The organism is Sphingorhabdus sp. (assembly GCF_046292425.1).
Classification (GTDB): domain Bacteria; phylum Pseudomonadota; class Alphaproteobacteria; order Sphingomonadales; family Sphingomonadaceae; genus Sphingorhabdus_B.
Genome location: NZ_JBKBQV010000024.1, coordinates 11,159 through 37,230, shown reverse-complemented (window position 1 = coordinate 37,230; position 26,072 = coordinate 11,159). Strand labels below are relative to the sequence as shown.

The window sequence follows — 26,072 nt, the reverse complement described above, 5'->3', positions numbered from 1 at the left end:
GCGGCGTTTGAAACCGGGAATAGGAACAATGTCGTTTACATTCGACAGCAACCACGCAAGTGCGATTTGCGCGTGTGATGCTTCATGCTTCTTCGCAATCTCGCCCACAACGTCCACAATTGCGAGGTTCGCCGCAAAGTTCTCACCCTGAAAACGGGGGTCTTGCCGCCGCCAGTCATTTTCCGGCAATTCGTCGAGGCTGCGGAATGACCCGGTTAGAAACCCACGCCCAAGTGGCGAATAAGGGACAAAGCCGACGCCCAATGCGCGGCAGGTCGGGAGAATTTCATCCTCTATATCGCGTTCCCACAATGAATACTCGCTTTGTAAAGCGGAGATCGGTGCAACAGCTGCCGCGCGGCGCAGTGTCTCGGGGCCAGCCTCTGACAAGCCGATATGTTTGATTTTGCCTTCGGTAATAAGGTCAGACATTGCGCCAACGGTTTCTTCGATGGGGATGTTGGGGTCGACGCGGTGCTGATAATACAGGTCGAGACAATCAATGCCCAACCGTTTCAATGTTCCTTCGACGGCGGACTTTGCGTTGGCGGCTGACCCGTCGACGCCGACAATGTTGCCGCCATCAAATTTGAACCCGAACTTGCTGGCGATGATTAGCCCGTCCCGTCGGCCCTTAATGGCTTCGCCAACCAATTCCTCATTCTGGAATGGGCCATAGATTTGCGCCGTATCGAAAAAGTTTATGCCAAGGTCGATGGCGCGGTGAATGGTCTTGACCGCCTCATCCGGGTCGGCATCTTCGCCATAAGTGATATTGCCGCCCTTAATCATCGGCATACAGCCGACGCCAAGCGCCGATACCTTTAGCCCGTGGCCGAGTTCACGATATTGCATTAATTTTTTCCTTTTCGGGAGCTTCGATTGCTGTGGCGAGAGCGACGTCCATTTGCACATTGCCAGTTGTCCGAAAAATGTCGGGTAACGTTTCGACGGCTATCAACAACGCCAGTGGTTCAATCGGAATACCGAGCGCCAGACAAATTGGCGCGATTGAAGTAATGAAGCTGACCGACCCGGGCAGACTGACCGCTCCCATCGATGTGAGCGCTGCAATGAAAATCGCAAAGCTGTAGTCGAAGGCATCCAGCTCAACACCAAACCAACTGGCGACATAAAGCGCGACTGCCAGGTTCATAGCAGGGCCCGTAACACGCAACAATGCGACAGCCATCGGCAACACCAACCCTGCGGTCGACTCGCGCACACCAAGCGCCTCTGCCTTTTTCAGCATCAGCGGCAAGCTGGCGAGAGAGGACTGCGTAGATACAGCAAAGGCCTGCACTGGTGCGATTTGACGCGCATAATCGCTGAAGCGGACCTTTCCTGCAAAGACCGCGACCAGATATGCAAAGCCACCGACGATTATACCAACAATGGAAACCGTCACAATATAATGGGCAACCGCGCCCAACGCCGCGAGCCCTGATCGTGCGCCAACGACGAAGGCCAAAGCAAATACCCCTATGGGTGCGAGTTTCAGCACCCATTCAATGACGATGACCATTGCATCGGCGAGTGCGCTGAAAAATCCTGCCATTTGCGCGCGTGGCCCCTGCGCAAGGCGTGTGACCGCAAACGCAAAAACCAGCGTAAAGATCAGAAGTGGCAATATCGAATCATTTGCCGCCGACGAAATCGGATTGGTGGGAACGAGGGCGACTATGAAGTCGCGCAACGGTGGCTGGTCTGCAACCGCAGGAACTGCGGTCAGCGCCGCACGCAATGCTGCCGCACTTTCCGCTGGCATCGGCCATAACGACAGCAAAGCAGGCGTTAGCAATGCGCCCATCGCCGCCGACAGGACCATCATGCAGACAATCCATGTCACGGTACGCGCCGCCATGGGGCCAGCGCGGGCAGCTTCGGCACTTTTCACAATACCCGTAATAAGTAGAGCTACGACCAGCGGCACGACGGTCATCCGCAGCCCATTGAGCCACAAGGAGCCGACAATATCCAGCCAATAGGCGGTTTGCGTGCCGATGGCTGGTATCTGCGCAGCTGCAAAAACCCCAAGGGAAAGCCCGATCACGAGCGCAAGAAGAATACGTGTAGCGTTAGACATAGTATCGGGTCTTGCCAGCCTGTCCGTCCCTATGCAAGGGAGAGGCTTGGCAGCGCGGAAAAATCGGTAAAACAACGCAAAATGGCAGGAACGCAAATGTCGCGCAAATATTTTGGAACAGACGGTATCAGGGGACGCAGCAACGCAGGTTCCATGACGCCTGAAATGGCGATGAAGGTCGGCCAAGCGGCGGGAACGCATTTCCTGCGCGGTGGCCACAAGCATCGAGTGGTTATCGGCAAGGACACGCGTCTTTCTGGCTATATGATTGAAAATGCGCTGGTAGCAGGCTTTACCAGCGTCGGTATGGACGTAGTCCAGTTTGGTCCGATTCCGACCCCTGCAGTTGCCCTGCTTACGCGTTCAATGCGCGCTGATCTCGGCGTCATGATTTCGGCCAGTCATAATCCTTATGAAGATAATGGCATCAAGCTCTTTGGCCCTGACGGTTATAAATTGTCGGACGAGGACGAACTGGCGATTGAAGCCCTGCTTGATACGCCCGTTGCGCTGGCTGACGCGGCTGATGTCGGACGTGCGCGCCGGATCGAAGACAGCCGCGGGCGGTACATCCACGCAGTCAAGGCGTCGGTGCCCGAACATATCCGTTTTGACGGACTGCATGTCGTGCTCGATTGTGCCAATGGTGCCGCATACCAAGTTGCACCAACCGCGATTTGGGAGCTTGGCGCAAAAGTAACGCCCATCGGTATCGAGCCCAACGGCAAGAACATCAATCACAAGGTCGGGTCAACGCACGTCGCGACGCTCCAGGAGACGGTGGTCGCCTCTGGCGCTGATATTGGAATTGCGCTTGATGGCGACGCCGACCGGCTGATCGTTGTCGACGAACATGGACGCGTAGTGGATGGCGACCAGATAATGGCGTTGCTGGGTTGCGCAATGAACCGCAGTGGCAAGCTGACTGGCGGCGGAATTGTCGCCACGGTAATGTCCAATCTCGGCCTTGAACGTTATCTCGAAACTCAGGATTTACGGCTCATCCGCGCAAAAGTTGGCGATCGCTACGTTCTTGAAGAAATGCGCAGGCACGGTATAAATGTTGGCGGTGAACAATCGGGCCATATGATCATGCTGGATCATGCTACAACGGGTGACGGCACTATTGCAGCTTTGCAAGTGTTGACGCAGCTTGTAGCCAGCGGCAAGCCCGCGAGCGAACTTCTTCATCTGTTCGATCCGGTTCCTCAACTGCTCAAAAATGTTCGCTTTTCAGGGGGCAAGCCGCTCGATAATGCGCAAGTACAGGCTATTATTGGCGAGGCGGAGGCCGAACTCGCGGGCAATGGCCGTTTGGTTATCCGTCCCTCCGGCACAGAACCGGTCATTCGTGTGATGGCGGAAGGCGACGATGCGGCGCAGGTTGAGCGGATCGTGGACAGCATTTGTGACGCGGTCAGGACTGCGGCATCCTGATGGCGAACGGCACGCCTGCAAGGATATTACTTATCGCTGGCTCCGATAGCGGCGGCGGGGCAGGCATTCAGGCGGATATCAAAACCGTGACCATGCTTGGTGGTCATGCCATGACAGCGGTGACTGCCGTTACCGCACAGAACACCTTGGGCGTTGATTCGGTACACATGATTCCGACACAAATGGTGATTGACCAGATCAGCGCAGTTGTCAGCGACATTGGCGTGGACGCGGTCAAAATCGGGATGATTGGAAATGCCGATACAGCCCATGCTGTGGCGGACAGTCTGTCGGACTTGTCCTGCCCAATCATATTCGACCCGGTAATGGTTGCAACCAGCGGTGCGGTATTGGCGGACGCGGATACCATATCGGCATTTGAACGGCTCATGCGGCTTGCCACGCTGACGACGCCTAATTTGCCTGAGCTTGAAGTGTTGGGCGGCAGGCAAGCAGTGCTGGGACGTCGCATTCCCCTGCTGATCAAAGGCGGACATGCGGATGGCGATGACATTATCGACCAGCTATATCTCGCGCCGGGGCAGAGCGAGAGCTGGAGCGATGCGCGCATTCAAACGCGCAGTACGCATGGCACCGGTTGCACATTGGCAACGGCGATAGCGACCGGGCTTGGGCAGGGGATGGAACTTCTGCCCGCGATTGAGCGCGCGCGTCTTTTTGTCAGGCTTGCGCTTCTGGACGCACCTGGTCTTGGGCAAGGCCATGGCCCAATGGGGCACCAGTCGGTGCGTGAAGATGCAATGGTTGAAGGGCCATCGCTTAATCAGGTCACCGTCGGGTGCAGCGATTATGCGGCATCGGTCGGCTTTTATAAGGCGCTTGGTTTGCAGCAAATTGTCCATAGCCCTGACAATGGCTATGCGCGGTTTGAAGTGCCCAACGGCGTGACATTTTCAATCCACCAAAATGACGATAGCGCAACGTCAACTGTAGTATATTTTGAAAGCAAGCGGCTTGATGCGTGGGTGACTGAACTGGTCAGCGAAGGTTATGTCTTTGAACAGATGCCGCAGGATGAAATCTGGGGATGGCGTGAGGCGCGATTGCTTGACCCTGCGGGCAATTTGGTTTGCCTGTACAGTGCCGGCGAGCACCGGCGCTATCCCGCGTGGCGGATATGATTGTTGGCGTGGACGAGGCAGGGCGCGGGCCGCTTGCAGGGCCAGTTGTCGCCGCGGCGGTGCTTTTGTGCAAGCCCCGGCCTTCCGGACTGGACGACAGCAAGAAACTCACGGCTGCGCGGCGGGCAGAGCTGGAAGCCACAATCAAGCGCCGCTGCCAATGGGCTGTAGGCATCGTCGAGGTTGACGATATTGACCGCCTGAACATTTTTGGTGCCACAATGCTCGCCATGACATTGGCCGTTGATGCCTTGTGCGCAAAGCTTGGATGTGACCCGCTTGAGGTTTTGGTTGATGGCAACATGACGCCTGCCGGACGGCGACCCGAATGGCGCTGGACTGCGCGCGCGATTGTCGGTGGCGACGCGGTTGAACCGTGCATTTCGGCAGCTTCTATTATTGCCAAGGAACATAGGGACAGGATGATGTGTGCGGCCGCGCTGCAGCACAGACATTATGGCTGGGAGAAGAACAAAGGCTATGGAACGCCTGACCATCTGGCGGCGCTTCGCGAACATGGCCCTACGCCTTTGCATCGCAAAAGCTTTGCGCCGGTCTCGCAACTGGTGTTGTTGTAGTTTTTTTTCGCCAGTGAGTCCTTCGGGTAACACCACTAGGGGTTGAGTCTGCCAAGATTCTCCAGACTCCACATCTTGTGCCGGACTCGTTTCGTTCCGTATGTTCCAGGACACCGTGCCGTTCATTGCGGCAATTCTCTCCCATTCAACGTCCTTGACCTGTGGCCCGCGCTGACTCATCGAAGGATGGCAAGCGCCAGGGGAGTAAGTGATGGGTGTTATCGAGAAAATCAGACCAGCAACAAAATCAAAGCTGGCGTCGGCGCCTGATCTGCCGCTTAACCAGATTTTACGCATGGACTGTATTGAGGCCATGCGCTCGTTGCCGGATTGCTCCATTGATATGGTCTTCGCTGACCCGCCCTATAATTTGCAACTGGGCGGTGATTTGTTACGTCCGGACAACAGCAAGGTTGACGCTGTCAATGACGAGTGGGACAAATTTGCAAGCTTCGCCATTTATGACAAATTCACACGCGAATGGCTGGCGGAGGCGCGTCGCATATTAAAACCCAATGGTTCGCTGTGGGTAATTGGCAGCTACCACAATATTTTCAGGGTAGGCACCGCGGTGCAGGACGCCGGATATTGGATCCTGAATGACATCGTCTGGCGCAAGTCCAACCCAATGCCCAATTTTAAAGGGACACGGTTCACAAATGCGCATGAGACGCTGATCTGGGCATCCAAAAGCGAGAAATCGAAATATACATTCAATTATCGCGCGATGAAGACGCTGAATGACGAGCTTCAGATGCGGTCGGACTGGCTGATCCCGATTTGCGGCGGTCAGGAGCGCTTGAAGCGAAATGGGGTGAAAGCGCACCCAACGCAAAAGCCAGAGGCGTTGCTATATCGCATTTTGCTCGCCTGCACCAAGCCCGGCGACGTCGTCCTTGACCCGTTTTTCGGGACCGGAACGACTGGCGCAGTTGCTCGGCGCCTTGGTCGGGACTGGATTGGCTGCGAACGCGAAGCAGTCTATTGCGAAGTGGCCGAAGAACGCATTGCCGCCGCACTGCCGCTTGACGAAACTGCCATCAAAACCATGCAGTCACCGAAGTCTGCGCCAAAGGTTGCATTCGGCCAACTGGTGGAAGCGGGATATTTGAACCCAGGCACGAAGCTGTTCGACCGCAAGCGCCAGTTTGAGGCAATTGTTCGCGCGGATGGTTCGATTATTTGCGGCGTTATTGATGGATCGATTCACAAGGTCGGGTCTTCAATTCAGAACGCCCCGAGCTGCAATGGCTGGACCTATTGGCATTATGCCGCTGCAGATGGCGCGATGAAGCCAATTGACGACTTACGCCAAACCTATCTGCTTGCAACCGAGCCGTGAACAAAATCTATCTTCGTCCGACCGGCTTTGTCGAAAGCCCGCAGCGGCACGAAGGGGAAAGCTTGCGCCTTGCAGGCACGATGCTGTGGTTCTCGCAACTCGAGTATATCGAACGAAGTCATGCGGGTACAAAGCGACAAATCATTTCGGTCAGTCGCTGGGCAGATTTCGTTGCCGGTATTCCAGAAATGGCACGCGAACGATGCGCTTTATTGCTTGGGCGCATTACCGCGACCCGTGCCGCGCTTCAAATGGGCACGCGAACGATCAGGCTGGATCAACCGCATGTGATGGGCATCATCAACGCGACGCCGGACAGTTTTTCTGATGGGGGCAAAAATTTCGACCCCGAGGACGCGCTAGAAGCCGCCTTTGCGATGTCGAGTGCCGGCGCAGCAATGATTGATGTGGGGGGAGAATCCACCCGTCCCGGTGCAGCTTTGGTATGGGAAGGCGACGAACTTGCCCGCATCGAGCAGCTTATCGGCAGATTGGCGGGTGCGGGGACCGCAGTTTCTGTGGATACGCGCAAAGCGTCCGTCATGGAGGGGGCTGTTCGGGCTGGCGCTGCTATGATCAACGACATCTCTGCGCTATTGTATGATGACCGTGCGCTGGACGTTGCCCGTGCCAGCGACGTGCCCGTCGTCCTGATGCATGCCCCAAGCCAAAGCAGTGACCCACACAAGGACGGGGGCTATGATGATGTCGTTTGCGACGTTTTCGATTGGCTTGAACAGCGCGTTTCCGCGGTCGATGCTGCAGGGTTGTCGCGTGACAAAATACTGGTCGATCCGGGCGTCGGGTTCGGAAAGTCCTTGACCGAGAATCTGGCCATCATCAACAATCTGGCGATTTATCATGGCCTGGGTTGCGCGATATTGTTTGGCGCGAGCCGCAAAAGGTTGATTGGGGCGCTTTCCAACGAAGCTGGTCCGGAGAAGCGCCTTGGCGGGTCAATCTTCCTAGCGATGAAGGCGGTAGAACAGGGCGCGCATATTGTCAGGGTGCATGATGCTGCAGAAACCGTACAGGCTGTTCAGGTTTGGCGAGGTCTTCGCGACGCAGCATTGACGGCGTCGATTTAACCTACAGCCATTTGGCTACATTGACCCTAGTCGTTTCCACAGGCAGCATCGATACGTCTGAGGGGAGAAAAATCGGAATGCTTTTAAAATACATCGTCGGCTATATCGCTACCGGCATCGCTTTTGCGCTTATTGACAGCGTCTGGCTGCGGACAATGTATACCCGCCTCTATCAGCCGGAAATCGGCGAGCTGTTGATGAAGGGCGGCTTTCGTATGGGGCCCGCGATCATCTTTTATCTGCTGTATATTCTAGGCATGATGATATTTGCTGTCGGTCCGGCATTGCTGACTGGAAAGTGGCAGACTGCGCTTGTGTGGGGTGCATTGCTCGGCTTTTTTTGTTACATGACCTACGACCTGACCAATTATGCCACGCTGAAGGTGTGGAGCACGAAAGTCACTGTGCTTGATATTATTTGGGGCACGTTTTTGACGGGCTCGGCCTCGCTCGCCGGTTTTTGGATCACGCAGGCTTTGCTGGGTAAAAGTGCCTAAGCAGCGTCGCTGATCCCCAGATCAGCAAGTTTGCGGTATAAGGTTGACCTGCCGATGCCTAACCTGCGGGCAACCTCCGTCATGCGGCCACGATAATGGCCAATAGCAAGGCGGATAACGTCTGCCTCGATTTCTTCAAGCGGTCGCATGTTGCCGTCATTTTCGTATAATGTGACACCGATACCATCGTTGGACCCCGCGCCGCCAGAACCGCCATTGCCCGGAACACCAACGGTTGCCGAGATCTGCGGAAATTCCTCGGGTGTCAACGCATCGCGATCGCATAGCACTGCAGCGCGGAACAAGGCACTTTGCAACTGGCGCACATTGCCCGGCCAGTCATAGCCACGAAGCATCGTCAGTGCTTCGTCAGTAATGCCAAGACTACGAAGTCCTGGCTGGCTGGCCATGCGGCCGAGAAAGTGACGCGCCAATGCCGGAATATCCGAAGTGCGCTCCCGCAAAGGCGGAATTGTGAGCTGGACAACATTCAGCCGATAATAAAGGTCCTCGCGAAATTCCCCACTTGCCAACTTTTCGCTCAAATTTGAGTTGCTGGCAGACAGAAGCCGGACATCAATGCGATAGCTGTGGGATGCGCCAAGGGGCGAAATTTCGTTCTGGGTGAGCAAACGCACCAGACGCACCTGTGTTTCGGGGGGAAGCTGATCGACTTCGTCCAGAAACACAGTGCCGCCTTCGGCCTGCTGGAAAATGCCGATGCGCCGGTCGAAAGCGCCGGCAAATGCATCTTTTTCGTGCCCGAAAAGAACCGAGTCCAGCAAAGTGCCGGAAATCGCGCCGCAGTTCACCTTTAGATACGGCAATTTGGAGCGAGGACTGGCAGCTTGAATCGCGTCCGCGACGACTTCCTTACCGACGCCATATTCGCCTTCAATAAATACAGGAGCACGACTCCGCGCGGCTTTTGCGGCAATAGCCAATGCCGTGCGGAATGCAGGGGCGGAGCCAATAATCTCTTCAAAGGCGAGGGGCTGCGTGATTTTTTCTGTCAGCGGGTGGAGCTCGCCCAATTGTTTGCTTTTGTCAGCGGCCATGCTCAGCGCGGCAATGAGCCGTTCGGGTGCCACAGGTTTGATGATATAATCAGATGCCCCAGCGCGCATTGCGCCGATGGCAGCTTCGTTCGAGCCAATTGAAGTCATGAGCAAAATGGGCAGGGCAGGGCGTCGCGACTTGAGTTCAGATATAAGGGACGCGGAATCGGCGCCCGGAACCCATTGGTCAAGCAGGATAGCGTCCAGCATCATGCCGTCTTGAGTGCCTAACATAGCAATAGCGGTTTCCGCGTCGCGGGCAAATACGGTGCGCCAACCCGCACGCGAAGCAATCGCGGAAACAAGCCTGCACTGCGCCGGCTCATCATCCACAAGCATCAATAAACGTGTCTCTCGTTCCTGCATTGCGCCATCCATTTATGGTCCCTGGAGCGGTTGGTAACGCGAATGGGTAAAGAGCCGATTAAGCAGCAACGATATTTTCTTTGCGTAACCTGCTTGAGCATTGGAAATTCAGGAGTTAAGGCTCTTACGTAATATTAGTTTACCTGGAGGCTGTTTTGACAAACGATCACGACCTTGGACCTGCGAAAGAGACATATTCGAGTTTCGTCACATTTTTTAAATGGGGCACTATCGTTACCGCGATCGTGACAACCATAGTGGTTTTGATAATCGCAAGCCGCGCGGCTTAAGTGGTAAAGATCGCTGTACTGAGGGAGTCCACTCCCGGCGAAACCCGCGTTGCTGCTTCCCCTGAAACCGTCAAGAAATTTGTCACACTAGGTGCGACAGTTTCTGTTGAGAATGGCGCGGGGGCTGCGGCTTCTATTGGTGACAGCGACTATGCAGGCGCTGGCGCGTCGTTAGGAAACCTTGCTTCAGTGTTAAAGGATGCAGATATCATCCTTGGCGTTCAGGGGCCAGATCCAAAGGCGCTGACGGGAATGGCGTCTGGTGCCTGGTTGGTTGCTGGACTGGACCCGTTTGGCCAGCGCACGCGCGTCGACGACTATGCCAAGGCTGGCGTTGAGGCACTGGCGATGGAGTTCATGCCACGGATCACCCGCGCACAGTCAATGGACATTTTGTCTTCGCAGTCGAACCTCTCGGGCTACAAGGCCGTAATTGAGGCAGCTTCGGTTTACGGCCGTGCCTTTCCAATGATGATGACCGCTGCGGGCACGGTGAGCGCCGCCAAGGCCTTTATCATGGGCGTTGGTGTAGCGGGGCTTCAGGCAATTGCGACCGCGCGCCGCTTAGGCGCTCAGGTTTCAGCTACCGATGTGCGTTCTGCCACTAAGGAACAGATAGAATCCTTGGGCGCCAAGGCGATTTTCGTTGAGAATGTTGCCGGTATTGAAGGCGAAGGTGCTGGCGGATACGCAACCGAGATGTCCGACGAATATAAGGCGGCGCAGGCGGAGTTGGTATCCGCACACATCGCCAAGCAAGACATTGTGATCACCACGGCATTGATTCCGGGCCGCCCGGCACCACGTTTGGTGTCGGATGCGCAAATCGCAAGTATGAAGCCTGGCTCAGTCATTTTCGATCTCGCGGTCGCCCAGGGCGGTAATGTGGAAGGATCGAAGGCAGACGAGATCGTCATCAAGCATGGCGTTAAGATCGTCGGCTATAGCAACACGCCCGCACATTTGGCGGCAGACGCATCGGCGCTTTATGCGCGCAATCTGTTCAATTTTCTGTCGGCCTTTTGGGACAAGGAAGCTGGCAGGCCCGTTTTGCCCGATGACGATGAAATTACCGCAGCAATTCGCCTGACTAAAGATGGCAAGGTCGTGAATGAACGCCTGTTGGCGTAAGGGGGCATAATGGACTTTATTTCAATTTTATCCATCTTCGTGATGGCCTGTTTTGTGGGTTATTATGTCGTCTGGTCAGTTACACCTGCGCTGCACACGCCGTTGATGGCCGTGACCAACGCGATTTCTTCGGTCATCATCGTTGGTGCCTTGATTGCTTCTGCCGCGGCGGGTTCGCCTACGGCCAAATGGCTTGGGCTAATCGCCGTGGCGCTGGCGAGCGTCAACATTTTCGGCGGCTTTGCCGTCACGGCGCGTATGCTGGCCATGTATAAGAAAAAGGAGCGCTGAGTTGGAACATACCGCTCCTCCCGCTTGGGTCATGCTCGCTTATTTGATCTCGGGCGTATTATTCATTCTTGCTTTGCGTGGGCTTTCCTCGCCGGCAACCTCACAGCGCGGCAACCGCTTCGGCATGGCCGGCATGTTGATTGCTGTAGTCACCACATTGATAACACATGACGTTGCGTCTCTGCCAGAAATTCTAGCCGCAATTGCTGTCGGCGGCGGCGTAGGCTGGGTGATTGCACGCAAGATTGCAATGACGGATATGCCGCAGCTTGTCGCAGCGTTCCACTCGCTTGTAGGCTTGGCAGCCGTTTTGGTTGCCGCTGCAGCTTTCCTCAACCCTGAAGCATTTGGAATCGTTGATGCCGACGGCCTCATCAACCCCGTCAGCCGTGTTGAAATGGGCCTTGGTATCGCAATTGGTGCAATAACTTTTTCAGGTTCGGTAATTGCCTTCCTGAAGCTGGCTGGCAAGATGTCCGGTGCCCCTATATTGTTGCCGTTGAGACACGTCATCAATCTCGGCACCCTGGCAGCCATCATTGGCCTTATCGGCTATTTTACCATTGACCAAAGTCCCTGGATTTTCTGGACGGTAACCGCACTTGCATTCCTGATCGGCTTTTTGCTTATCATCCCTATCGGTGGGGCGGACATGCCGGTTGTTGTGTCCATGCTGAACAGCTATTCGGGCTGGGCTGCTGCTGCCATGGGCTTCACATTGCACAATACGGCCATGATCATCACTGGCGCGCTGGTGGGATCGTCCGGCGCAATCCTGTCGTACATTATGTGCAAGGCCATGAACCGTAGTTTCATCAGCGTGATTGCTGGAGGATTTGGCGCCGAAGCAGCCGTATCCAGTGGGGAAGCAAAAGAGCAGCGTCCTTGGAAGCGCGGCTCTGCCGAGGATGCTGCCTATATGATGCAGCAGGCCGAAAGCGTCATCATCGTGCCGGGTTATGGTATGGCGGTAGCGCAGGCGCAGCACGCCCTGCGGGAGATGTCGGATGTCCTCAAGAAACAGGGCGTGAGCGTGAAATACGCAATCCACCCTGTCGCCGGACGTATGCCCGGTCACATGAACGTGCTGTTGGCGGAGGCATCGGTGCCTTATGACGAAGTTTTCGAACTTGAGGATATCAATAGCGAATTTGCCCAGGCGGATGTGGCCTTCATCATTGGAGCCAATGACGTGGTAAACCCTGCCGCGAAAACCGACAAGACATCGCCCATTTATGGCATGCCCGTGTTTGACGTGGATAAGGCAAAAACCGTATTCTTCGTAAAGCGGTCCATGGGCGGTGTTGGCTATGCTGGTGTCGACAATGATGTGTTTTACATGGATCAAACCATGATGCTTCTCGCTGATGCAAAGAAGATGTGCGAGGATATCGTGAAGGCCTTGCAGCACTAGGGCAGTTCACGCTATCGACAATCAAACACCGCCCTGAGCCATCTTGGGGCGGTATTTGATTCTCTGGCAGGGTGACGGAAATGCGCAAACTTGGTCTAATTGGCGGCTTGAGCTGGTATTCCACAGAACTCTATTATGCCCGCATCAATAAACAGGTCCTGCGTCGCACAAACGGGACATGCAACGCCCCGCTTCTGATCGAGAGCCTGAATTTTTGCGACGTCGGCAAGGCGAGCACGGAAGAGGATTGGGCGCATGTCGGCGAGGTGTTAATAACCTCGGCCCGTCGTTTGGAGCAGGCAGGTGCGACTGCTCTGCTCATTTGCGCGAACAGCATGCACAAAGTTTTTGATGAGGTGACTGCCTCTGTCTCTATTCCGCTGGTCCATATCGCGGATGCGGTAGGCGAAAAGATGAAGGCTAATGGAGTTCAATCTGCCGCCTTGCTTGGGACGGCAAATGTGATGGCCGAAAACTGGTATCGCCAGCGTCTGGTAAAGCATGGCGTTTCGCTGTTGCCGGCGGAGATGGACGATGTTCAGGACCTTGATCGCATTATTTATCACGAGTTGATGCATGGTATCGTGAAGCGCGATTCCGAACGGACGCTTAAGACAATCATTACCGAGATCGACCAGGCAGGAATTAAGGCCGTTGTGCTGGGCTGTACCGAATTGAGCATGATTGTTGACACCAAGGCCAATGTACTGCCCATCTATGACAGCACTGAAATTCACGCGGATGCTGGAGTAGAGTGGATTTTGGGAGGGGCTGTTTAATCTTACTTGGCATTTATCGTCCTGTGAGGCATGTTGCCAAAATGAGGATGAGGGACCTGATAGTCGCTGGCGCAGCTTTGAGCGCGCTCGTTCAACCTGCTTTTGCAAAGACCATCTTGGTAACGCCCGGCGACGGCGCACAGGAACGATTGCAGGAAGCGTTGATTGCCGCTGAACCCGGAGACATTGTCGAGCTTGCAGCGGGCAGGTTCAGTCTGACGGATGGTCTGTCACTCGACGTTGACCGAGTCACCGTCAAGGGCCAGGGCGGCCTCGAAACCACATTGGATTTTTCGGGGCAGCAGGGGGCGGGCGAGGGTATTCTGGTTACCTCCGATGATGTCGTCTTGAGAGAATTTGCAGTTGAAAACAGCAAAGGCGACGGGATCAAATCCAAAGGCGCTGACCGCATCGTCTATCACAAACTGCGTGTGGAATGGACGGGCGGTGCAAAAACATCAAATGGCGCCTATGGAATTTATCCAGTTGAAAGCACCGATGTTTTAATAGATTCCGTTTTTGTGCGCGGGGCGTCCGATGCAGGTATCTATGTGGGGCAGTCGCGCAATATCATTGTCCGCAATTCGACCGCTGTGGAAAATGTGGCGGGGATTGAAATTGAAAACAGTTTTGATGCGGACGTGTATGATAACATTGCCACCCATAATACCGGTGGAATTCTGGTGTTTGATTTGCCCAACCTGCCGCAAATGGGTGGGCATAATGTCCGCATTTTCGGTAACATTATTGTCGACAATATGACCCAGAATTTTGCTCCAAAGGGCAATATTGTCGCCAATGTGCCAACCGGAACGGGCATCATGGTTATGGCCAATCGCAAGATAGAAATTTTCGACAATGTTATCGGCGAGAACGGGACGACGAATATCATGGTCGTTGGCTATCGGTTTCCCTTTGACGACCCCAAATACGACCCGACGCCACGAGATGTTGTGATCAGGGATAACCAACATAGTCGCGCTGGATGGGCGCCGCAGTTCCGCGGTGGTGCGGAAATCGCAGCCGCGATGGGCGGAAGTTTTCCTGCGATTTTCTGGGATGGTACGGGGGGCGCTGACCTGAGGCCAATCATACAGGACGAGGTTGCAGCTTTATCGCTCGGCCTTAATGACCTGAAGGCAGATACAGCAACTGCACAACCCGTTCCGTTGCCGCGTTCGACGTCGCGCCCCGCCAGCCTACCCGCCATTATATTGCCTGAGGCTATGGAAGCCGTAGTCCGCTGATGCGTTTGGTACTGCCGTTTCTGGCATGTTTTTCAGCCGCGGTAGCAACCTATGCTGCTTCGGATGATATATCAGAAGCAAAGGTTGTTGTTTCAGAAAATCCGCCGACGCTGTCAGAATTTGGATTCTTCGACGGCAGCGTTGCAAGGCCGTCAAAGAAGCTCATCCCATATGAACTGCGCACACCGTTATTCAGCGATTACGCAACAAAACAGCGATTTATTTTTTTACCGGCAGGGGCAAATATCACGGCGGATAAAGATGGACGGCTTATTTTTCCCGTCGGCGCAGCCCTGATCAAAAGCTTTGGCTACCCGGCAGCGTCAGGTGGTCTGGACGTTATAGAAACCCGTGTGCTGTTGCACAAAGCTTCAGGGTGGGTAGCGTTACCCTATGTGTGGCGCAAGGACAGGTCTGATGCTGACTTGCGCGTCGGCGGAACGCGAATTCCAGTCGTATTTGATCGTAACGGAACAAAGACATCTATCAGCTACAGTGTACCCAACAAGAACCAGTGCAAACAGTGTCACTCTGTCGCAAATGACATCATGCCCATCGGCCCCGTCTGGCAAAATATGAACTTTACGCGCGACGGTGACCGGCAGCGGCTTTCCCATATGTTGCCAACCTTAGCGCAGCTTCCATCCTTTGCGGTATGGGACAAGGGCGACGCGGCGTCGTTGGACGAACGCGCGAAACAATATCTCAACATAAATTGTGGCCATTGTCATGCGCCCAAAGGGTCAGCGAGCAATAGCGGACTCTTTCTGGATGGTTCGTCACGCGATCCGGTCGCAATGGGTATGGGTAAAAGACCAGTTGCCGCAGGACGAGCTAGCGGCGATCTGGATTTCATTATTGCGCCGGGCCAGCCGGAGCGATCAATCCTTGTTAAACGGATGGAAAGCACAGACCCAGGTATCGCAATGCCGGAATTGGGCCGCGCAACCGTGCATGAAGAAGGCGTCGATCTGATCCGCGATTGGATCGCCTCAATGCCAACAACAGGTCACTGACGCATCAATCGTTTCAATTGATACTGATCGCCGTTCCAACCTTCGAAGACAGCGTTAATGCCCGGATGATCTATTGGACCCTGTTGATGGTCGGGCAGCAAATTTTGCTGGCTCACATACGCAATGTAGCTGCTTTCTGCGTTTTCGGCGAAAAGGTGGTAAAATGGCTGATCCTTGGCAGGCCGCACGGGCTCCGGGATTGATTGATACCACTCCTCGCTATTGGCAAAAACTGGATCAATGTCGAAAACCACCCCGCGAAAATCGAATATGCGGTGGCGGACAACATCGCCAATTGAAAACGCGGCTTCTGCTATTTCGGGTGGGGTAATCTGTTCCATCATGACTACAATATCATATCTTCTGCCGCGCAAATCAACCTTGTGTCTTGGCAAAGCGCAAAACTTCAGTTAATGGCCCCGCTCTGTCTAAGGGGCGCGCTGTATTTTACGGCAATGACCAGTCCCTTGGCTCTGCGGAGAGATGGCTGAGTGGTCGAAAGCACCGCACTCGAAATGCGGCGTGCCGGTGACGGTACCTAGGGTTCGAATCCCTATCTCTCCGCCAGTTGCCTCAAAACTGACGATTCCGGTCGACGAGTGTATCTTGCTGGGCATGTAATTGCGTTTTGGCAGCATATTTTCTGCCCAAACGACGAAATTTGCGTTTTAAAAATGAGACGGATCACTCTCAATATACGTCGAACGCCCTAAAAATATTCAATTTTTCTGTTCGTCGGATTGACGCAACCGCTCCCCTTAAACCCGCAGAAACCCGTGGGATTAACCGGATATTAGGGTTTATAGGCGATTACCAAGCGGGGGCCTTAAGCAGTTATATCGCGCAGAGGGTAAATAATGAAAATGCAATATTGGTCGAAAGCGCTGCCCACGGGCATGCGTGCGCTAGACCGCGCTTGTTTGAACAACATCTTTAATTCAAAAATACTCAATTCAATTCCTAAACTCTTTTCATTTGAGAAAAGTTCCGCGCGTCGGACATATTCTATCGTTGCACTCGCACTTGCCGTTGCGGCTTGTCGCGGGGAGACTTCGGGAAGCGCAGACGGCGACATGGTTCAGTTGGCGCAAGGGAAGAAAACAAAGGTAGCGACAGCCACCGCGCCGCCGTCGGCGCCGCCCACCACTCCGATCGTGGAAACTACTTCCACAACGCTCGAGGGTGCACCGGCTATAGCCAGTAACTTCGACCCAAACACGGAATTGCAAGCAACATCGATACCGCCTTCGGCAGCGCCCGACGTGGTCGGCGCGTTTCGGTTTGTCTGTTTGCCGGGGCAGTTAAGGTCGGACGATCCTATCGTCTATCCCGGACAACCAGGCCGAAGTCATTTGCACCAGTTCTTTGGCAACGATATGGCCGACGCCAATTCGACATACGAGTCTCTCCGCACCTCGGGTAAATCGAGTTGCATGTCGCCAGTCAATCGTTCAGCTTATTGGATGCCCGCCGTCATGAACGGCAAAGGCAAAGTCGTTCGGCCAGATTTTGTCACTATATACTATAAGCGCCGTCCGATAACAGATCCTGTTGTAGCTGATCCCGCCCATCCGCAATATCAGGGCAAGGGCACAAAGCTTCCTAACGGTCTTCGGTTCATTTTCGGCCGCGATATGCTTAATCTTACAGCGGCTAGAACCGGCGGTGTTCAGTTCGTCTGCGATGGACCCAGCGGTGACCCCGGTAAGCATTACGCCAATTTTGAAGAAGCTCAGGCGGCTTGCAAGGTCGAAAACCGAATTGGTATCAGGATTAATGCGCCAGATTGCTGGGATGGCAAAAATCTGGACAGCCCGGATCATCGTAGTCACGTTTCTTTTGGATCATATGGCAGTTGGGGATATTACAAGTGTCCAACATCCCATCCTTATGTCATTCCGATGTTCACGATGGCTGCCTGGTTTACCCAAGCGTCTGGCGAAACCTATTCATTGGTCTCCGACGGCATGGATACGTCGCCGGGCCATAAACGCGGCGATACCTTTCATGCCGATTTCTTCATGGCGTGGGATCCGATCGTTCATGACGCATGGGAGAAGAATTGCATCGACAAGCTGCTGAATTGCTCTGCTGGCGATTTAGGCAATGGCAAGCAAATTAAGCAAAGCTGGCCGCACAGCTGGACGGCAAACCCGCGTCTTGTTGATCCGCCTACGTCCTAAGTGAACTGCTAAAAAGGTCCTCGCGCTGCTTTCATCGCGGCGCGAGGACCTAATGGTCATCTGACCATCTAAGTTACCAGCGCTTCAAATTTCGGTCGGCGTTGTGAAAACAAAAGCTGATGAATTTATGCAATAAGGTAGAAAATCTGGTGATGGCGGGCATATACCGCCATCACCACTGCCTGATTACTTGAAACGATCGGCGTCCATAACTTTTGTCCATGCTGCGACAAAGTCGGTCACGAATTTCCGCTGCGCATCATCCGATGCATACACTTCGGCTACGGCACGTAATTCTGCGTTTGATCCAAACACAAGGTCTACGGGAGTTGCTGTCCATTTTGCCGTCCCGGTTGTCCGGTCTTTGCCTTCATATAACCCTGGGTGAGCAGCCGACTTCGCCCATACGGTGTCCATCGACAACAGATTGACGAAAAAATCAGTGCTCAAAACACCAGGCTTTGCGGTAAAAACGCCTGCCGTTGAGCTGCCCGCATTTGCGCCCAAAACGCGCATGCCCCCCACGAGGACGGTTGTTTCCGCAACGGTGAGACCCAGCAAATCGGCCTTGTCGATAAGCGCCTCGACTGGGCCATAAAATGCGTCCGAAGCGAAGTAGTTACGGAAAGCGTCTGCTTTCGGCTGAAGCTGGTTGAACGAATCTATGTCGGTTTGAACCTGCGTAGCATCAACCCGTCCGGCCTTGAATGGCACCACCACGTTGTGTCCGGCAGCTTTTGCTGCCTGCTCAATAGCTGCATTTCCGGCAAGGACGATAAGGTCGGCAAGGCTAACCTGCTTACCGCTACCGGCAGTTTTGTTGAACGCAGCGCGTACAGTTTCAAGTCTTGAAATAACCTTCGCCACTTCTGAAGGGTCGTTGACAGCCCAGTCCTTCTGCGGTGCCAGCCGAAGACGCGCACCATTGGCTCCGCCGCGCATGTCGGTAGCACGGAATGTCGAGGCCGAAGCCCAAGCCGTGCGCACAAGTTCCGCCGTCGTCAGGCCAGTTGACAAAAGGCTGGATTTTAACCGATCGATGTCCGCAGCATTAATCAGAGCGTGGTTCGTAGCCGGAAGGGGGTCCTGCCAACTTAGCGTCACCTTCGGCGCGTCTTTACCCAGATAGCGTGCTTGAGGACCCATGTCACGATGTGTCAGCTTAAACCATGCTTGCGCAAAAGCATCTGCAAACTCTTGCGGGTTTTTCTGCCAACGCTGGGTGATTGTGCGAAAACCCGGATCTTCACGCATGGCGATGTCAGTTGTAAACATGATCGGAGCGTGGCGAACACCTGGACGATGCGCATCGGGAACCATGTTCACGGCGCCCGGGTCGCTGGGGATCCATTGCACCGCACCTGCCGGACTTTTGGTCTTTACCCATTCGAAATTGTATAGATTATCTAGGTATTGGGTCGTGAAAGCGATTGGGTTGGATGTCCATGCACCCTCAAGACCACTCGTAATGGTGTCTTCTGAATGGCCTTTGCCGCATTTGTTGGTCCAGCCCAAACCCTGCTGTTCAACCGACGACATGCCAGGGTCGCCGGCAAGACATTCTTCTGGTTTCTTCGCGCCATGTGCCTTGCCGAACGTATGGCCGCCTGCGATGAGCGCCGCAGTTTCCTCGTCGTTCATCGCCATTGCGCTGAATGCGCGGCGAATATCGTTGGCAGCAGCCAAGGGGTCGGGAACGCCGTTAGGACCTTCGGGATTTACATAAATTAGTCCCATTTGGGTAGCAGCCAACGGGCCTTTTAGGTTCCCCTTCGCATCACGGCGGCGGTCAGTGAGCAACTCGGCTTCCGGCCCCCAGAAAACGAGGTCGGGTTGCCACGCATCCACGCGCCCACCAGCGAAGCCAAGGGTTTTGAAGCCCATGTCTTCCATGGCTACATTGCCGGTGAGAACCATTAGGTCTCCCCACGAGAGCTTCCGCCCGTATTTCTGCTTGATCGGCCAAACGAGGCGGCGTGCCTTGTCCAAATTGACGTTATCAGGCCAAGAATTGAGCGGTTCAAAACGAAGTTCGCCACCGTCGGACCCGCCACGTCCATCGCCCGTGCGGTAGGTTCCGGCGCTATGCCAAGCCATGCGGATGAAGAATGGACCATAATGTCCATAATCCGACGGCCACCAAGATTGCGACGTGGTCAGCACCTTGCGAATATCTGCCTTGACCGCTTCGAGGTCGAGTGTTGCGAATTCAGCTGCATAGTTAAAATCATCCCCATAGGGGTTGGCGCGTGCTTCGTTTTGGCGCAATGGAGTGAGGTCAACCCTTCTCGGCCAATATTCTACCTTTTCTTCTTCCGTTTCGGCCGCCGCGGTGGTGGTCAATGCCATAATTGATGTTGCGGCGAGCAAGGCTGCCGTGGCGATATTGCGTATTTTCATGATCATCTTGTTCTCCCGTTTTACCTTGGATGCCCCTAAGGTACGGGTGAAATATCTTGAAAAACGAAGGCAACCCAACAAGATTGATTTGTCACAATAATCGATTGCATTGATAACAGGGCGTTTTCAAGACAGTCGTCAACGCCCCATCGCCGGAGACACTTTACGGATGTCAGTAATGTCTGCGCAAAATATGTGGCTTTACAACCGGGCACTCGCTAGCAGCAACATCGAATATACTTTGGGAATCACCTATGCGTAATTTGGTCATACTTCTGGCACTGTCTTCGGCACTTTCAGCGTGCGGCAGTTCGCAACTTGGCGGCGCGGGAAGCGTTTCCGACGTGAAGATTGTCGACAGCGACGTTTTACCGGAACCGACGCGTCTTGATCTATTTGAACAAAACCGGCCTTATCTGATCGGGCCATTCGATAAACTAATAATCGATGTGTTCGGAATTGAAGAGTTGAGCAAACAGGAGGTCCAAACAGATGCTGGTGGACGGATATCGTTCCCGTTGGCCGGCATTATCGAAGCGGCGGGAAAAACGCCTGGCGAATTGGAAGAAGAAATCGAAGGACGACTACGCGGCCAATATGTTCGCGATCCACAAGTTACGGTGAACCTCAAAGAAACGGTCAGTCAGGTTATTACGATTGATGGTCAGGTGCGTGAGCCTGGCCTGTATCCTGTCATAGGCAAGATGACGCTAATGCGGGCGGTGGCGGTTGCGAAAGGTACTGCGGAATTTGCCAAGCTTGACGATGTTGTTATTTTCCGGACCGTCAACGGCCAAAAAATGGCTGCGCTGTACAATCTGAAGTCCATACGCCGTGGGATTTATAATGACCCCGAAGTCTTCGCAAACGACGTTGTTGTTGTGGGCGATTCACAGGCACGCCGACTTTTCAAGGATGCCTTGCAAGTTGCTCCGACGCTTCTGACGCCGTTGGTTTACATACTCAGCACCAACAACTAACGGCCCTTGGCCCGGTATCCGTATTCAGCCTTGTACGCGCACTCGAAACGAGTGTTATCCAGTTTGCGCTACCACTATGGGATCGACGCTATAAACGTCAGTTTTTAGCGCTGTGACTGCGGCTGCGATCTGTTCTTCAATCTGTACCAGATAGTCATGTCCCTGCTCGGCAAAATCTGCTTCGCTTATTTTTTCAAGTTGAGCGCATAATCGGGTTAATGAAGCGGCACCCATATTATTGCCTGAACTTTTGAAGGCATGTGCGCAAAAGCGGAACTCGGACACGTCGCCGATTTTAACTGATCGCCGCATTGGCTCGAGCGTTTGCTCGATATCTTCCAGAAAGCCATCGATCATCGTATTGACAAAGGCTTGATCGCCAATGGATCGAAGATACTGGATTTGTGTGGCGTCGATGGCTTCCGACGGCGGCAGGATATCTCGCGTGATAGGCACGACTTTGGCGCTTGGCGAGGCGGTTGTAACGGCTTCCAGTTCAGGTGGCGCGGTCGCACCCTCGCAGTATTTTTCTATACTGGATAACAGCAGTCGGGCATTGACCGGTTTTGTAATCCGCAAATCCATGCCCGCAGCGAGGCATTTTGCCTCTGTCTCTAACGTCGCGTCAGCAGTCACGCCGATTATCGGTAGGCGGTTTGCACCATTTTCACGTTGTCGCCATATCTTGCATGCATCTATCCCACTTAGTCGGGGCATATTCACATCAAGCAACAGGATGTCTGTTTCGCCTTTTTCCAGTTCAATTAACGCCTCGTCGCCATCCGCCGCCATTGAAACATAGTGACCTGCCGCTTCCAATATTGCCGCGAGCACGTTACGATTGGTGCGGTTGTCGTCAGCAACAAGCACCCGTCTTGGGGCGTATGTGACGGGAGGGGCTGTACGCTCCACATTTGACAACCGGGCTTTTCGGGCAAATGCGCAACCGATTTTTACGGCGCTGCGAATTTCCTCGAAGCTCGCCGTTGTCTGGATAGCGGATGTAAACAGCGGCAATGACGAATTAAACCGGAATGCTGGCTGGTCGTCCTCACGAACCAGGATTGGCGCCACACCTGCATCGGCAAATTTGGTCCACAGACTGTCATCAGGAGCAATAGCCTGAATAAGATGCTCCGGAATGAGTGCCACTTGAAAGCGCGTTAAGTCGAGATCGGCTAACACTTCTAGGAACCCAGCACGTCCTTCACATTCAACCTGGTGTACATTGAAATTCTCTTGCGCTTGCGCGTTCGCTAGCAAGTTGGCGCTCATCGTGCCGAAAGACATGATGCCAATCTGTACGTCCGCAGGGAGATCATCGAATTCTGATGTGGTCTGGATGGGCTGAATTGGGATCTCAATTCTGAATATGCTGCCTTGGCCGATCTGGCTTTCCACGGTTATGTTGCCATCGACTTGCTCTGTAAGCTGCTTGCAGATGGATAAACCCAAGCCTGTGCCGCCAAAGCGGTTCATCACAGTTTCGTCAGCTTGCTGGAAAGGCTGGAAAATGCGATCCACCGCGGTCTCACATATTCCGATACCAGTGTCAGACACAGTAAACCATAACGCGGTTTTGTCATTGCGAACGAGCGTTCCGCAGCTGATTGTGATCGTACCAGCCTCGGTGAACTTGGCAGCGTTGCCTACAAGATTTAGCAGGATGTTGCGGATGACGCTTACAGGGCCCTCAACCATATAGTCGCTTAACGGTTCAGCTTGAAGCCGAAGGGCAAGACCTTTATCCTCAACACGCCCGATCATGATATCGCGTATTTCCGCTAGCAGGTCCGTCGCGCGGAACGTCGTTCTAATCACCTCTGTTTTGCCAGTGCCGGTCCGTGCAACGTCAATCAACTGTTCGATAAGAAGAAGTAGATGTTCCCCTGCCAATACGCTGGCTTCAACCATATCTTTTTGGCTTTGCGACATATTCGACTGGCGCAGATGGTTTCCGTACCCAATAATCGCATTTAGGGGCGTTCTCAATTCGTGGCTGACGCTCGCAAGGAAATAGCTTTTCGCTTTGCTTGCAAGGTCAGCCTGCTTTTTTGCCCTTGAGATGTTGCGTATCAAAGTCGAACAATATGCTGGTATCGCGACCAAGGCGACGGTCAGAACAAGGCCAAGTGTAAGATTTTGCTGCCAATATCCCGTTGTGAGAACCACAGCGCCAAAACTTACGGTAGCCGCTATCGAAGCGGCAAGTAACCAGTTTACCCCGTAGCGAAAACCGTTGCTTAATATCGCCCAGAGAAGCAGCGGGTAGAATATCGACATCTGTTCGGGCGCGACTTGCATGACCGTAAACGCCAGAATAGCGTCAAACATAATAGTTGCGAGCCAGCGGTTTTCTTTTCGAGAAATATCATATCGTTGCATGACAAAAAGGGTCATGTTGGCGACCAGATACAGAAAAAACGCCGAATAGATGCGGCCATCAAGTGCGAGGATATATGACCCGCCACCCGATAGGATTGCGAATCCAATCCGGTTCAAAAGCATTTGTCTTTCACGGCGCGAGTCCGTTTGCGACAGGCCTGGCGTCTGATTCATTTGCTCGCCAACCTGAACCGCGCCCGTCCGCTGCTGAAAAGCTTGTACAGGTCATCGACTGATAACGGTCGGCCTGTCAAAAACCCTTGTACTTCATCACATCCGGAGGCTCGCAACAGCGCGAATTGCGCCGCTGTTTCGACACCTTCTGCAACCACTCGCATGTCAAGTGCGTGCGCCAGATGTGCGATGGTTGAGATAATTGCACGGTCAGTGGCAGATGTTTCAATGCGCGATATAAATGTTTGATCAATTTTCAGTCGAGTTGCCGGCAGATCGCGCAGATATTGCAATGAAGAATAGCCAGTGCCGAAGTCATCGATCGAAATCTGGATACCGCCTTCGCGCAAGGTAGCCAATTGTTCGTGCACTTTCTGGCTGTTGTCTATCAGCAGTTCTTCCGTGATTTCAATCGCAAGCTTGCCCCTGGGAACTGAATATTTTGCGACAAGATCAAGTATCTCGCTGCACATGGCCGCATATTGGAACTGCTTTGGCGACACGTTCACCGCAATGTGCGGTAGATCCACGCCTTGTTGGGTGAAGTCGGCGATCTGCTTGCAGACTGCTTCAACTACCCACGCACCGATGCGACCAATTAGGCCGGAATCGTTGGCGACCCGGATAAATTCTGCAGGAACCAATCTGCCACGAACCGGGTGGTTCCAGCGTACAAGGGCCTCAAGCCCGACATAATCGCCTGTGTTCGTATCGACTATTGGCTGGTATTCGAGGAATAACTGCTCGTTGGTCAATGCTTCACGTAGGTCAGCCTCGATCCCGGCGTTCATTTGCGCGATGTGGTTCATCTGCGGAGAAAAAAAGCAGAAGCAATTTCGGCCCGATGATTTGGCTTCGTACATTGCAAGGTCGGCAAGACGGAGCAATTCGTCGGGCGAAGTTCCGTCTTCTGGAATTAATGCAACACCGATGCTGGCTCCAATAAGCTGCTCGACGCCGCCGATTGTATATGGTTCGCCAATTTTGGCGAGCAACCGCGTACAAATGGCAGCTACGCTGCTGCTGTCTTCCAGGTTTTGGAGGACAATCGCAAATTCGTCGCCGCCAATGCGTGCTGCAAAGCCGTTGCTGTCCAGTCCACTGATAATCCGTTCAGCAACTTGTCGGAGCAGGACATCGCCCGTTTGGTGGCCGCGCGTATCGTTGATCACCTTGAATCTGTCCAAATCCAGCAGCAAGAGCGCGGCACCGAGCTTGTTGGATTTGCTGTCATCAATAGCCGTCCGCATCCATTGTGCCAATAAAGTGCGGTTTGGCAGCCCTGTGAGCATGTCATGTAATGCCAGATGGGTTCGGTGTTGCTCGGCAAACTTGCGAGCCGTTATGTCCAATCCGGTCGTCAAAATTCCTATCGCCTGGTTATCTTTGTTTAACAGCGGCGATTTGTTACAATGAAAAATCAGCTCAACACCCTTGCTGACAAATTTTTCCTCAAAATTTGGTATTGTGACGCCGGATTCCAGGATGATGGCATTTCTGCGCATTTCCCGTTCTACGAGATCTGGCTCCATGATGTCAGCTATTGATTTGCCCACAAGTTCGTCGGGGTCGCACCCAAACAGCGCTGCCTGATAGGAATTCAGGAAAAGAAATTTGCCATTTCGATCGGTCGCATTGATCAGGATGGGAGTAGTATCGATGATCTGCTCAAGCATCGATTTGCCACTCTTGTCCTCGCTGCTCAGTTCGCCAGGGGTGCGGTTGGCCTCTAACGACTCGTTCAACTCGCGTTGCCGGTAATGTTGCCCCAGCAAGAGCAGGGCGCGATCCCGGAATTCGATGTGGGTTACGGGGGTCTGTAAAAAGTCGGTTGCACCTGCATCCAGGGCGGTGATCCGGCATTCGCGGTCTTGTCTGGCAGTAATGATGATAGCGGGTATATGTGCGCCAACAGTGCGAGATCTTATTTTGCTGATAAATTCGGCGCCGTTCATTTCGGGCATACGATAGTCGACAATGAGCAGGTCAGCCGTTTCTGTCTCGAGCCATTTCAACGCATCTACCGCGCTGTGAAAACACTTCGCGGAGAACTCAGGACCCATCATAGCGACATACTGCGCGTAAACGCGAAGATTGGTCGATCTATCATCCACAATGACGATGCGAGCATGCATGGCATCCCGCTACCTTGAGAACCTCAAGGATTGGTTAAAATGTTGTTTGTAAT

General features: G+C 53.8%; 21 protein-coding genes and 1 tRNA gene. 15 read left to right on the top strand and 7 right to left on the bottom strand.

What is annotated here, in order from left to right:
* The coding region (locus ACK4S7_RS06955; RefSeq protein WP_409645341.1) for an aldo/keto reductase at nucleotides 1-855 on the bottom strand (855 nt) is incomplete at its 3' end.
* Nucleotides 842-2,086 carry a dicarboxylate/amino acid:cation symporter gene (locus tag ACK4S7_RS06950; protein WP_409645340.1) on the bottom strand — a complete coding sequence of 415 codons (1,245 nt, stop codon included), beginning with the start codon at nucleotides 2,084-2,086 and terminating at the stop codon, nucleotides 842-844. The genes ACK4S7_RS06950 and ACK4S7_RS06955, both read right to left, overlap by 14 nt.
* A 96-nt stretch (nucleotides 2,087-2,182) precedes the next feature.
* On the opposite strand from ACK4S7_RS06950, the gene glmM reads away from it, so the two are divergent.
* From glmM to ACK4S7_RS06920, 6 genes are all read left to right on the top strand, one after another.
* Entirely contained in the window at nucleotides 2,183-3,523 is a 1,341-nt protein-coding gene (glmM, locus tag ACK4S7_RS06945) for a phosphoglucosamine mutase (RefSeq protein ID WP_409645339.1), read from the top strand.
* Complete coding sequence (gene thiD / locus ACK4S7_RS06940; protein WP_409645338.1) at nucleotides 3,523-4,665, top strand: bifunctional hydroxymethylpyrimidine kinase/phosphomethylpyrimidine kinase; 1,143 nt, start codon at nucleotides 3,523-3,525, stop codon at nucleotides 4,663-4,665. The genes glmM and thiD overlap by 1 nt, the downstream gene beginning before the upstream one ends.
* Entirely contained in the window at nucleotides 4,662-5,243 is a 582-nt protein-coding gene (locus ACK4S7_RS06935; RefSeq protein ID WP_409645345.1) for a ribonuclease HII, read from the top strand. The genes thiD and ACK4S7_RS06935 overlap by 4 nt, the downstream gene beginning before the upstream one ends.
* A gap of 211 nt (nucleotides 5,244-5,454) precedes the next feature.
* Nucleotides 5,455-6,585 (top strand): site-specific DNA-methyltransferase, encoded by a 1,131-nt coding sequence (locus ACK4S7_RS06930; protein ID WP_409645337.1) that lies wholly within the window; start codon nucleotides 5,455-5,457, stop codon nucleotides 6,583-6,585.
* Nucleotides 6,582-7,673: a dihydropteroate synthase gene (folP, locus tag ACK4S7_RS06925; protein ID WP_409645336.1), complete on the top strand. Its 1,092-nt coding sequence runs from the start codon at nucleotides 6,582-6,584 to the stop codon at nucleotides 7,671-7,673. Before ACK4S7_RS06930 ends, folP begins: the two co-directional genes overlap by 4 nt.
* A 77-nt stretch (nucleotides 7,674-7,750) precedes the next feature.
* Complete coding sequence (locus ACK4S7_RS06920) at nucleotides 7,751-8,170, top strand: DUF2177 family protein (RefSeq protein WP_409645335.1); 420 nt, start codon at nucleotides 7,751-7,753, stop codon at nucleotides 8,168-8,170.
* Here ACK4S7_RS06920 and ACK4S7_RS06915 read toward each other — a convergent pair.
* Nucleotides 8,167-9,594, bottom strand: a complete 1,428-nt coding sequence (locus tag ACK4S7_RS06915) for a sigma-54-dependent transcriptional regulator (RefSeq protein WP_409645344.1) — start codon at nucleotides 9,592-9,594, stop codon at nucleotides 8,167-8,169. The two genes, ACK4S7_RS06920 and ACK4S7_RS06915, sit on opposite strands and share 4 nt — an antisense overlap.
* 290 nt (nucleotides 9,595-9,884) lie before the next feature.
* Between ACK4S7_RS06915 and ACK4S7_RS06910 the strand changes: the two genes are divergently transcribed.
* The 6 genes from ACK4S7_RS06910 to ACK4S7_RS06885 all read left to right on the top strand — a co-directional run bounded on the left by ACK4S7_RS06910 (nucleotide 9,885) and on the right by ACK4S7_RS06885 (nucleotide 15,762).
* Complete coding sequence (locus ACK4S7_RS06910) at nucleotides 9,885-11,015, top strand: Re/Si-specific NAD(P)(+) transhydrogenase subunit alpha (RefSeq protein WP_409645333.1); 1,131 nt, start codon at nucleotides 9,885-9,887, stop codon at nucleotides 11,013-11,015.
* A 9-nt stretch (nucleotides 11,016-11,024) separates the two neighbouring features.
* The gene (locus ACK4S7_RS06905; RefSeq protein WP_409645332.1) at nucleotides 11,025-11,306 is read left to right on the top strand and encodes an NAD(P) transhydrogenase subunit alpha; all 282 of its coding nucleotides are present in this window, start codon (nucleotides 11,025-11,027) and stop codon (nucleotides 11,304-11,306) included.
* Between the two features lie 31 nt (nucleotides 11,307-11,337).
* Nucleotides 11,338-12,720 (top strand): NAD(P)(+) transhydrogenase (Re/Si-specific) subunit beta, encoded by a 1,383-nt coding sequence (locus ACK4S7_RS06900; protein WP_409645343.1) that lies wholly within the window; start codon nucleotides 11,338-11,340, stop codon nucleotides 12,718-12,720.
* Nucleotides 12,721-12,800: 80 nt separating this feature from the next.
* Nucleotides 12,801-13,499 carry an aspartate/glutamate racemase family protein gene (locus ACK4S7_RS06895; protein WP_409645330.1) on the top strand — a complete coding sequence of 233 codons (699 nt, stop codon included), beginning with the start codon at nucleotides 12,801-12,803 and terminating at the stop codon, nucleotides 13,497-13,499.
* A 47-nt stretch (nucleotides 13,500-13,546) separates the two neighbouring features.
* Nucleotides 13,547-14,746 (top strand): parallel beta-helix domain-containing protein, encoded by a 1,200-nt coding sequence (locus tag ACK4S7_RS06890; RefSeq protein ID WP_409645329.1) that lies wholly within the window; start codon nucleotides 13,547-13,549, stop codon nucleotides 14,744-14,746.
* Nucleotides 14,746-15,762 (top strand): SO2930 family diheme c-type cytochrome, encoded by a 1,017-nt coding sequence (locus tag ACK4S7_RS06885; RefSeq protein ID WP_409645328.1) that lies wholly within the window; start codon nucleotides 14,746-14,748, stop codon nucleotides 15,760-15,762. Before ACK4S7_RS06890 ends, ACK4S7_RS06885 begins: the two co-directional genes overlap by 1 nt.
* Here the strand turns inward: ACK4S7_RS06885 and hspQ are convergent.
* Entirely contained in the window at nucleotides 15,756-16,106 is a 351-nt protein-coding gene (gene hspQ, locus ACK4S7_RS06880; protein ID WP_409645327.1) for a heat shock protein HspQ, read from the bottom strand. The two genes, ACK4S7_RS06885 and hspQ, sit on opposite strands and share 7 nt — an antisense overlap.
* Before the next feature lie 133 nt (nucleotides 16,107-16,239).
* Here hspQ and ACK4S7_RS06875 point away from each other — a divergent pair.
* Together ACK4S7_RS06875 and ACK4S7_RS06870 are read left to right on the top strand one after the other, a co-directional pair.
* Nucleotides 16,240-16,329, top strand: a tRNA-Ser gene (locus ACK4S7_RS06875).
* A 515-nt stretch (nucleotides 16,330-16,844) separates the two neighbouring features.
* Entirely contained in the window at nucleotides 16,845-17,945 is a 1,101-nt protein-coding gene (locus ACK4S7_RS06870; protein ID WP_409645326.1) for a DUF1996 domain-containing protein, read from the top strand.
* A gap of 186 nt (nucleotides 17,946-18,131) precedes the next feature.
* Here the strand turns inward: ACK4S7_RS06870 and katG are convergent, their stop codons facing one another.
* Nucleotides 18,132-20,345 (bottom strand): catalase/peroxidase HPI, encoded by a 2,214-nt coding sequence (gene katG / locus ACK4S7_RS06865; RefSeq protein WP_409645342.1) that lies wholly within the window; start codon nucleotides 20,343-20,345, stop codon nucleotides 18,132-18,134.
* Between the two features lie 254 nt (nucleotides 20,346-20,599).
* Here katG and ACK4S7_RS06860 point away from each other — a divergent pair, with 254 nt between their 5' ends.
* Nucleotides 20,600-21,325, top strand: a complete 726-nt coding sequence (locus tag ACK4S7_RS06860; RefSeq protein ID WP_409645324.1) for a polysaccharide biosynthesis/export family protein — start codon at nucleotides 20,600-20,602, stop codon at nucleotides 21,323-21,325.
* 54 nt (nucleotides 21,326-21,379) lie between these two features.
* On the opposite strand, the gene ACK4S7_RS06855 is transcribed toward ACK4S7_RS06860, so the two are convergent.
* Together ACK4S7_RS06855 and ACK4S7_RS06850 are read right to left on the bottom strand one after the other, a co-directional pair.
* Nucleotides 21,380-23,884 (bottom strand): ATP-binding protein, encoded by a 2,505-nt coding sequence (locus tag ACK4S7_RS06855; protein ID WP_409645323.1) that lies wholly within the window; start codon nucleotides 23,882-23,884, stop codon nucleotides 21,380-21,382.
* On the bottom strand, nucleotides 23,881-26,019 hold the full coding sequence (locus ACK4S7_RS06850; RefSeq protein ID WP_409645322.1) for a putative bifunctional diguanylate cyclase/phosphodiesterase: 2,139 nt from the start codon (nucleotides 26,017-26,019) through the stop codon (nucleotides 23,881-23,883). The genes ACK4S7_RS06855 and ACK4S7_RS06850 overlap by 4 nt, the downstream gene beginning before the upstream one ends.
* Nucleotides 26,020-26,072 lie beyond the last annotated feature (53 nt).

Excerpts from the sequence above, each read along its gene's own strand:
- ACK4S7_RS06950 (WP_409645340.1), bottom strand. The coding sequence starts at position 2,086 with ATGTCTAACGCTACACGTATTCTTCTTGCGCTCGTGATCGGGCTTTCC.
- glmM (WP_409645339.1), top strand. The coding sequence starts at position 2,183 with ATGTCGCGCAAATATTTTGGAACAGACGGTATCAGGGGACGCAGCAAC.
- thiD (WP_409645338.1), top strand. The coding sequence starts at position 3,523 with ATGGCGAACGGCACGCCTGCAAGGATATTACTTATCGCTGGCTCCGAT.
- ACK4S7_RS06935 (WP_409645345.1), top strand. The coding sequence starts at position 4,662 with ATGATTGTTGGCGTGGACGAGGCAGGGCGCGGGCCGCTTGCAGGGCCA.
- ACK4S7_RS06930 (WP_409645337.1), top strand. The coding sequence starts at position 5,455 with ATGGGTGTTATCGAGAAAATCAGACCAGCAACAAAATCAAAGCTGGCG.
- ACK4S7_RS06920 (WP_409645335.1), top strand. The coding sequence starts at position 7,751 with ATGCTTTTAAAATACATCGTCGGCTATATCGCTACCGGCATCGCTTTT.
- ACK4S7_RS06915 (WP_409645344.1), bottom strand. The coding sequence starts at position 9,594 with ATGCAGGAACGAGAGACACGTTTATTGATGCTTGTGGATGATGAGCCG.
- ACK4S7_RS06905 (WP_409645332.1), top strand. The coding sequence starts at position 11,025 with ATGGACTTTATTTCAATTTTATCCATCTTCGTGATGGCCTGTTTTGTG.
- ACK4S7_RS06900 (WP_409645343.1), top strand. The coding sequence starts at position 11,338 with ATGCTCGCTTATTTGATCTCGGGCGTATTATTCATTCTTGCTTTGCGT.
- ACK4S7_RS06895 (WP_409645330.1), top strand. The coding sequence starts at position 12,801 with ATGCGCAAACTTGGTCTAATTGGCGGCTTGAGCTGGTATTCCACAGAA.
- ACK4S7_RS06890 (WP_409645329.1), top strand. The coding sequence starts at position 13,547 with ATGAGGGACCTGATAGTCGCTGGCGCAGCTTTGAGCGCGCTCGTTCAA.
- ACK4S7_RS06885 (WP_409645328.1), top strand. The coding sequence starts at position 14,746 with ATGCGTTTGGTACTGCCGTTTCTGGCATGTTTTTCAGCCGCGGTAGCA.
- hspQ (WP_409645327.1), bottom strand. The coding sequence starts at position 16,106 with ATGATGGAACAGATTACCCCACCCGAAATAGCAGAAGCCGCGTTTTCA.
- katG (WP_409645342.1), bottom strand. The coding sequence starts at position 20,345 with ATGAAAATACGCAATATCGCCACGGCAGCCTTGCTCGCCGCAACATCA.
- ACK4S7_RS06860 (WP_409645324.1), top strand. The coding sequence starts at position 20,600 with ATGCGTAATTTGGTCATACTTCTGGCACTGTCTTCGGCACTTTCAGCG.
- ACK4S7_RS06855 (WP_409645323.1), bottom strand. The coding sequence starts at position 23,884 with ATGAATCAGACGCCAGGCCTGTCGCAAACGGACTCGCGCCGTGAAAGA.
- ACK4S7_RS06850 (WP_409645322.1), bottom strand. The coding sequence starts at position 26,019 with ATGCATGCTCGCATCGTCATTGTGGATGATAGATCGACCAATCTTCGC.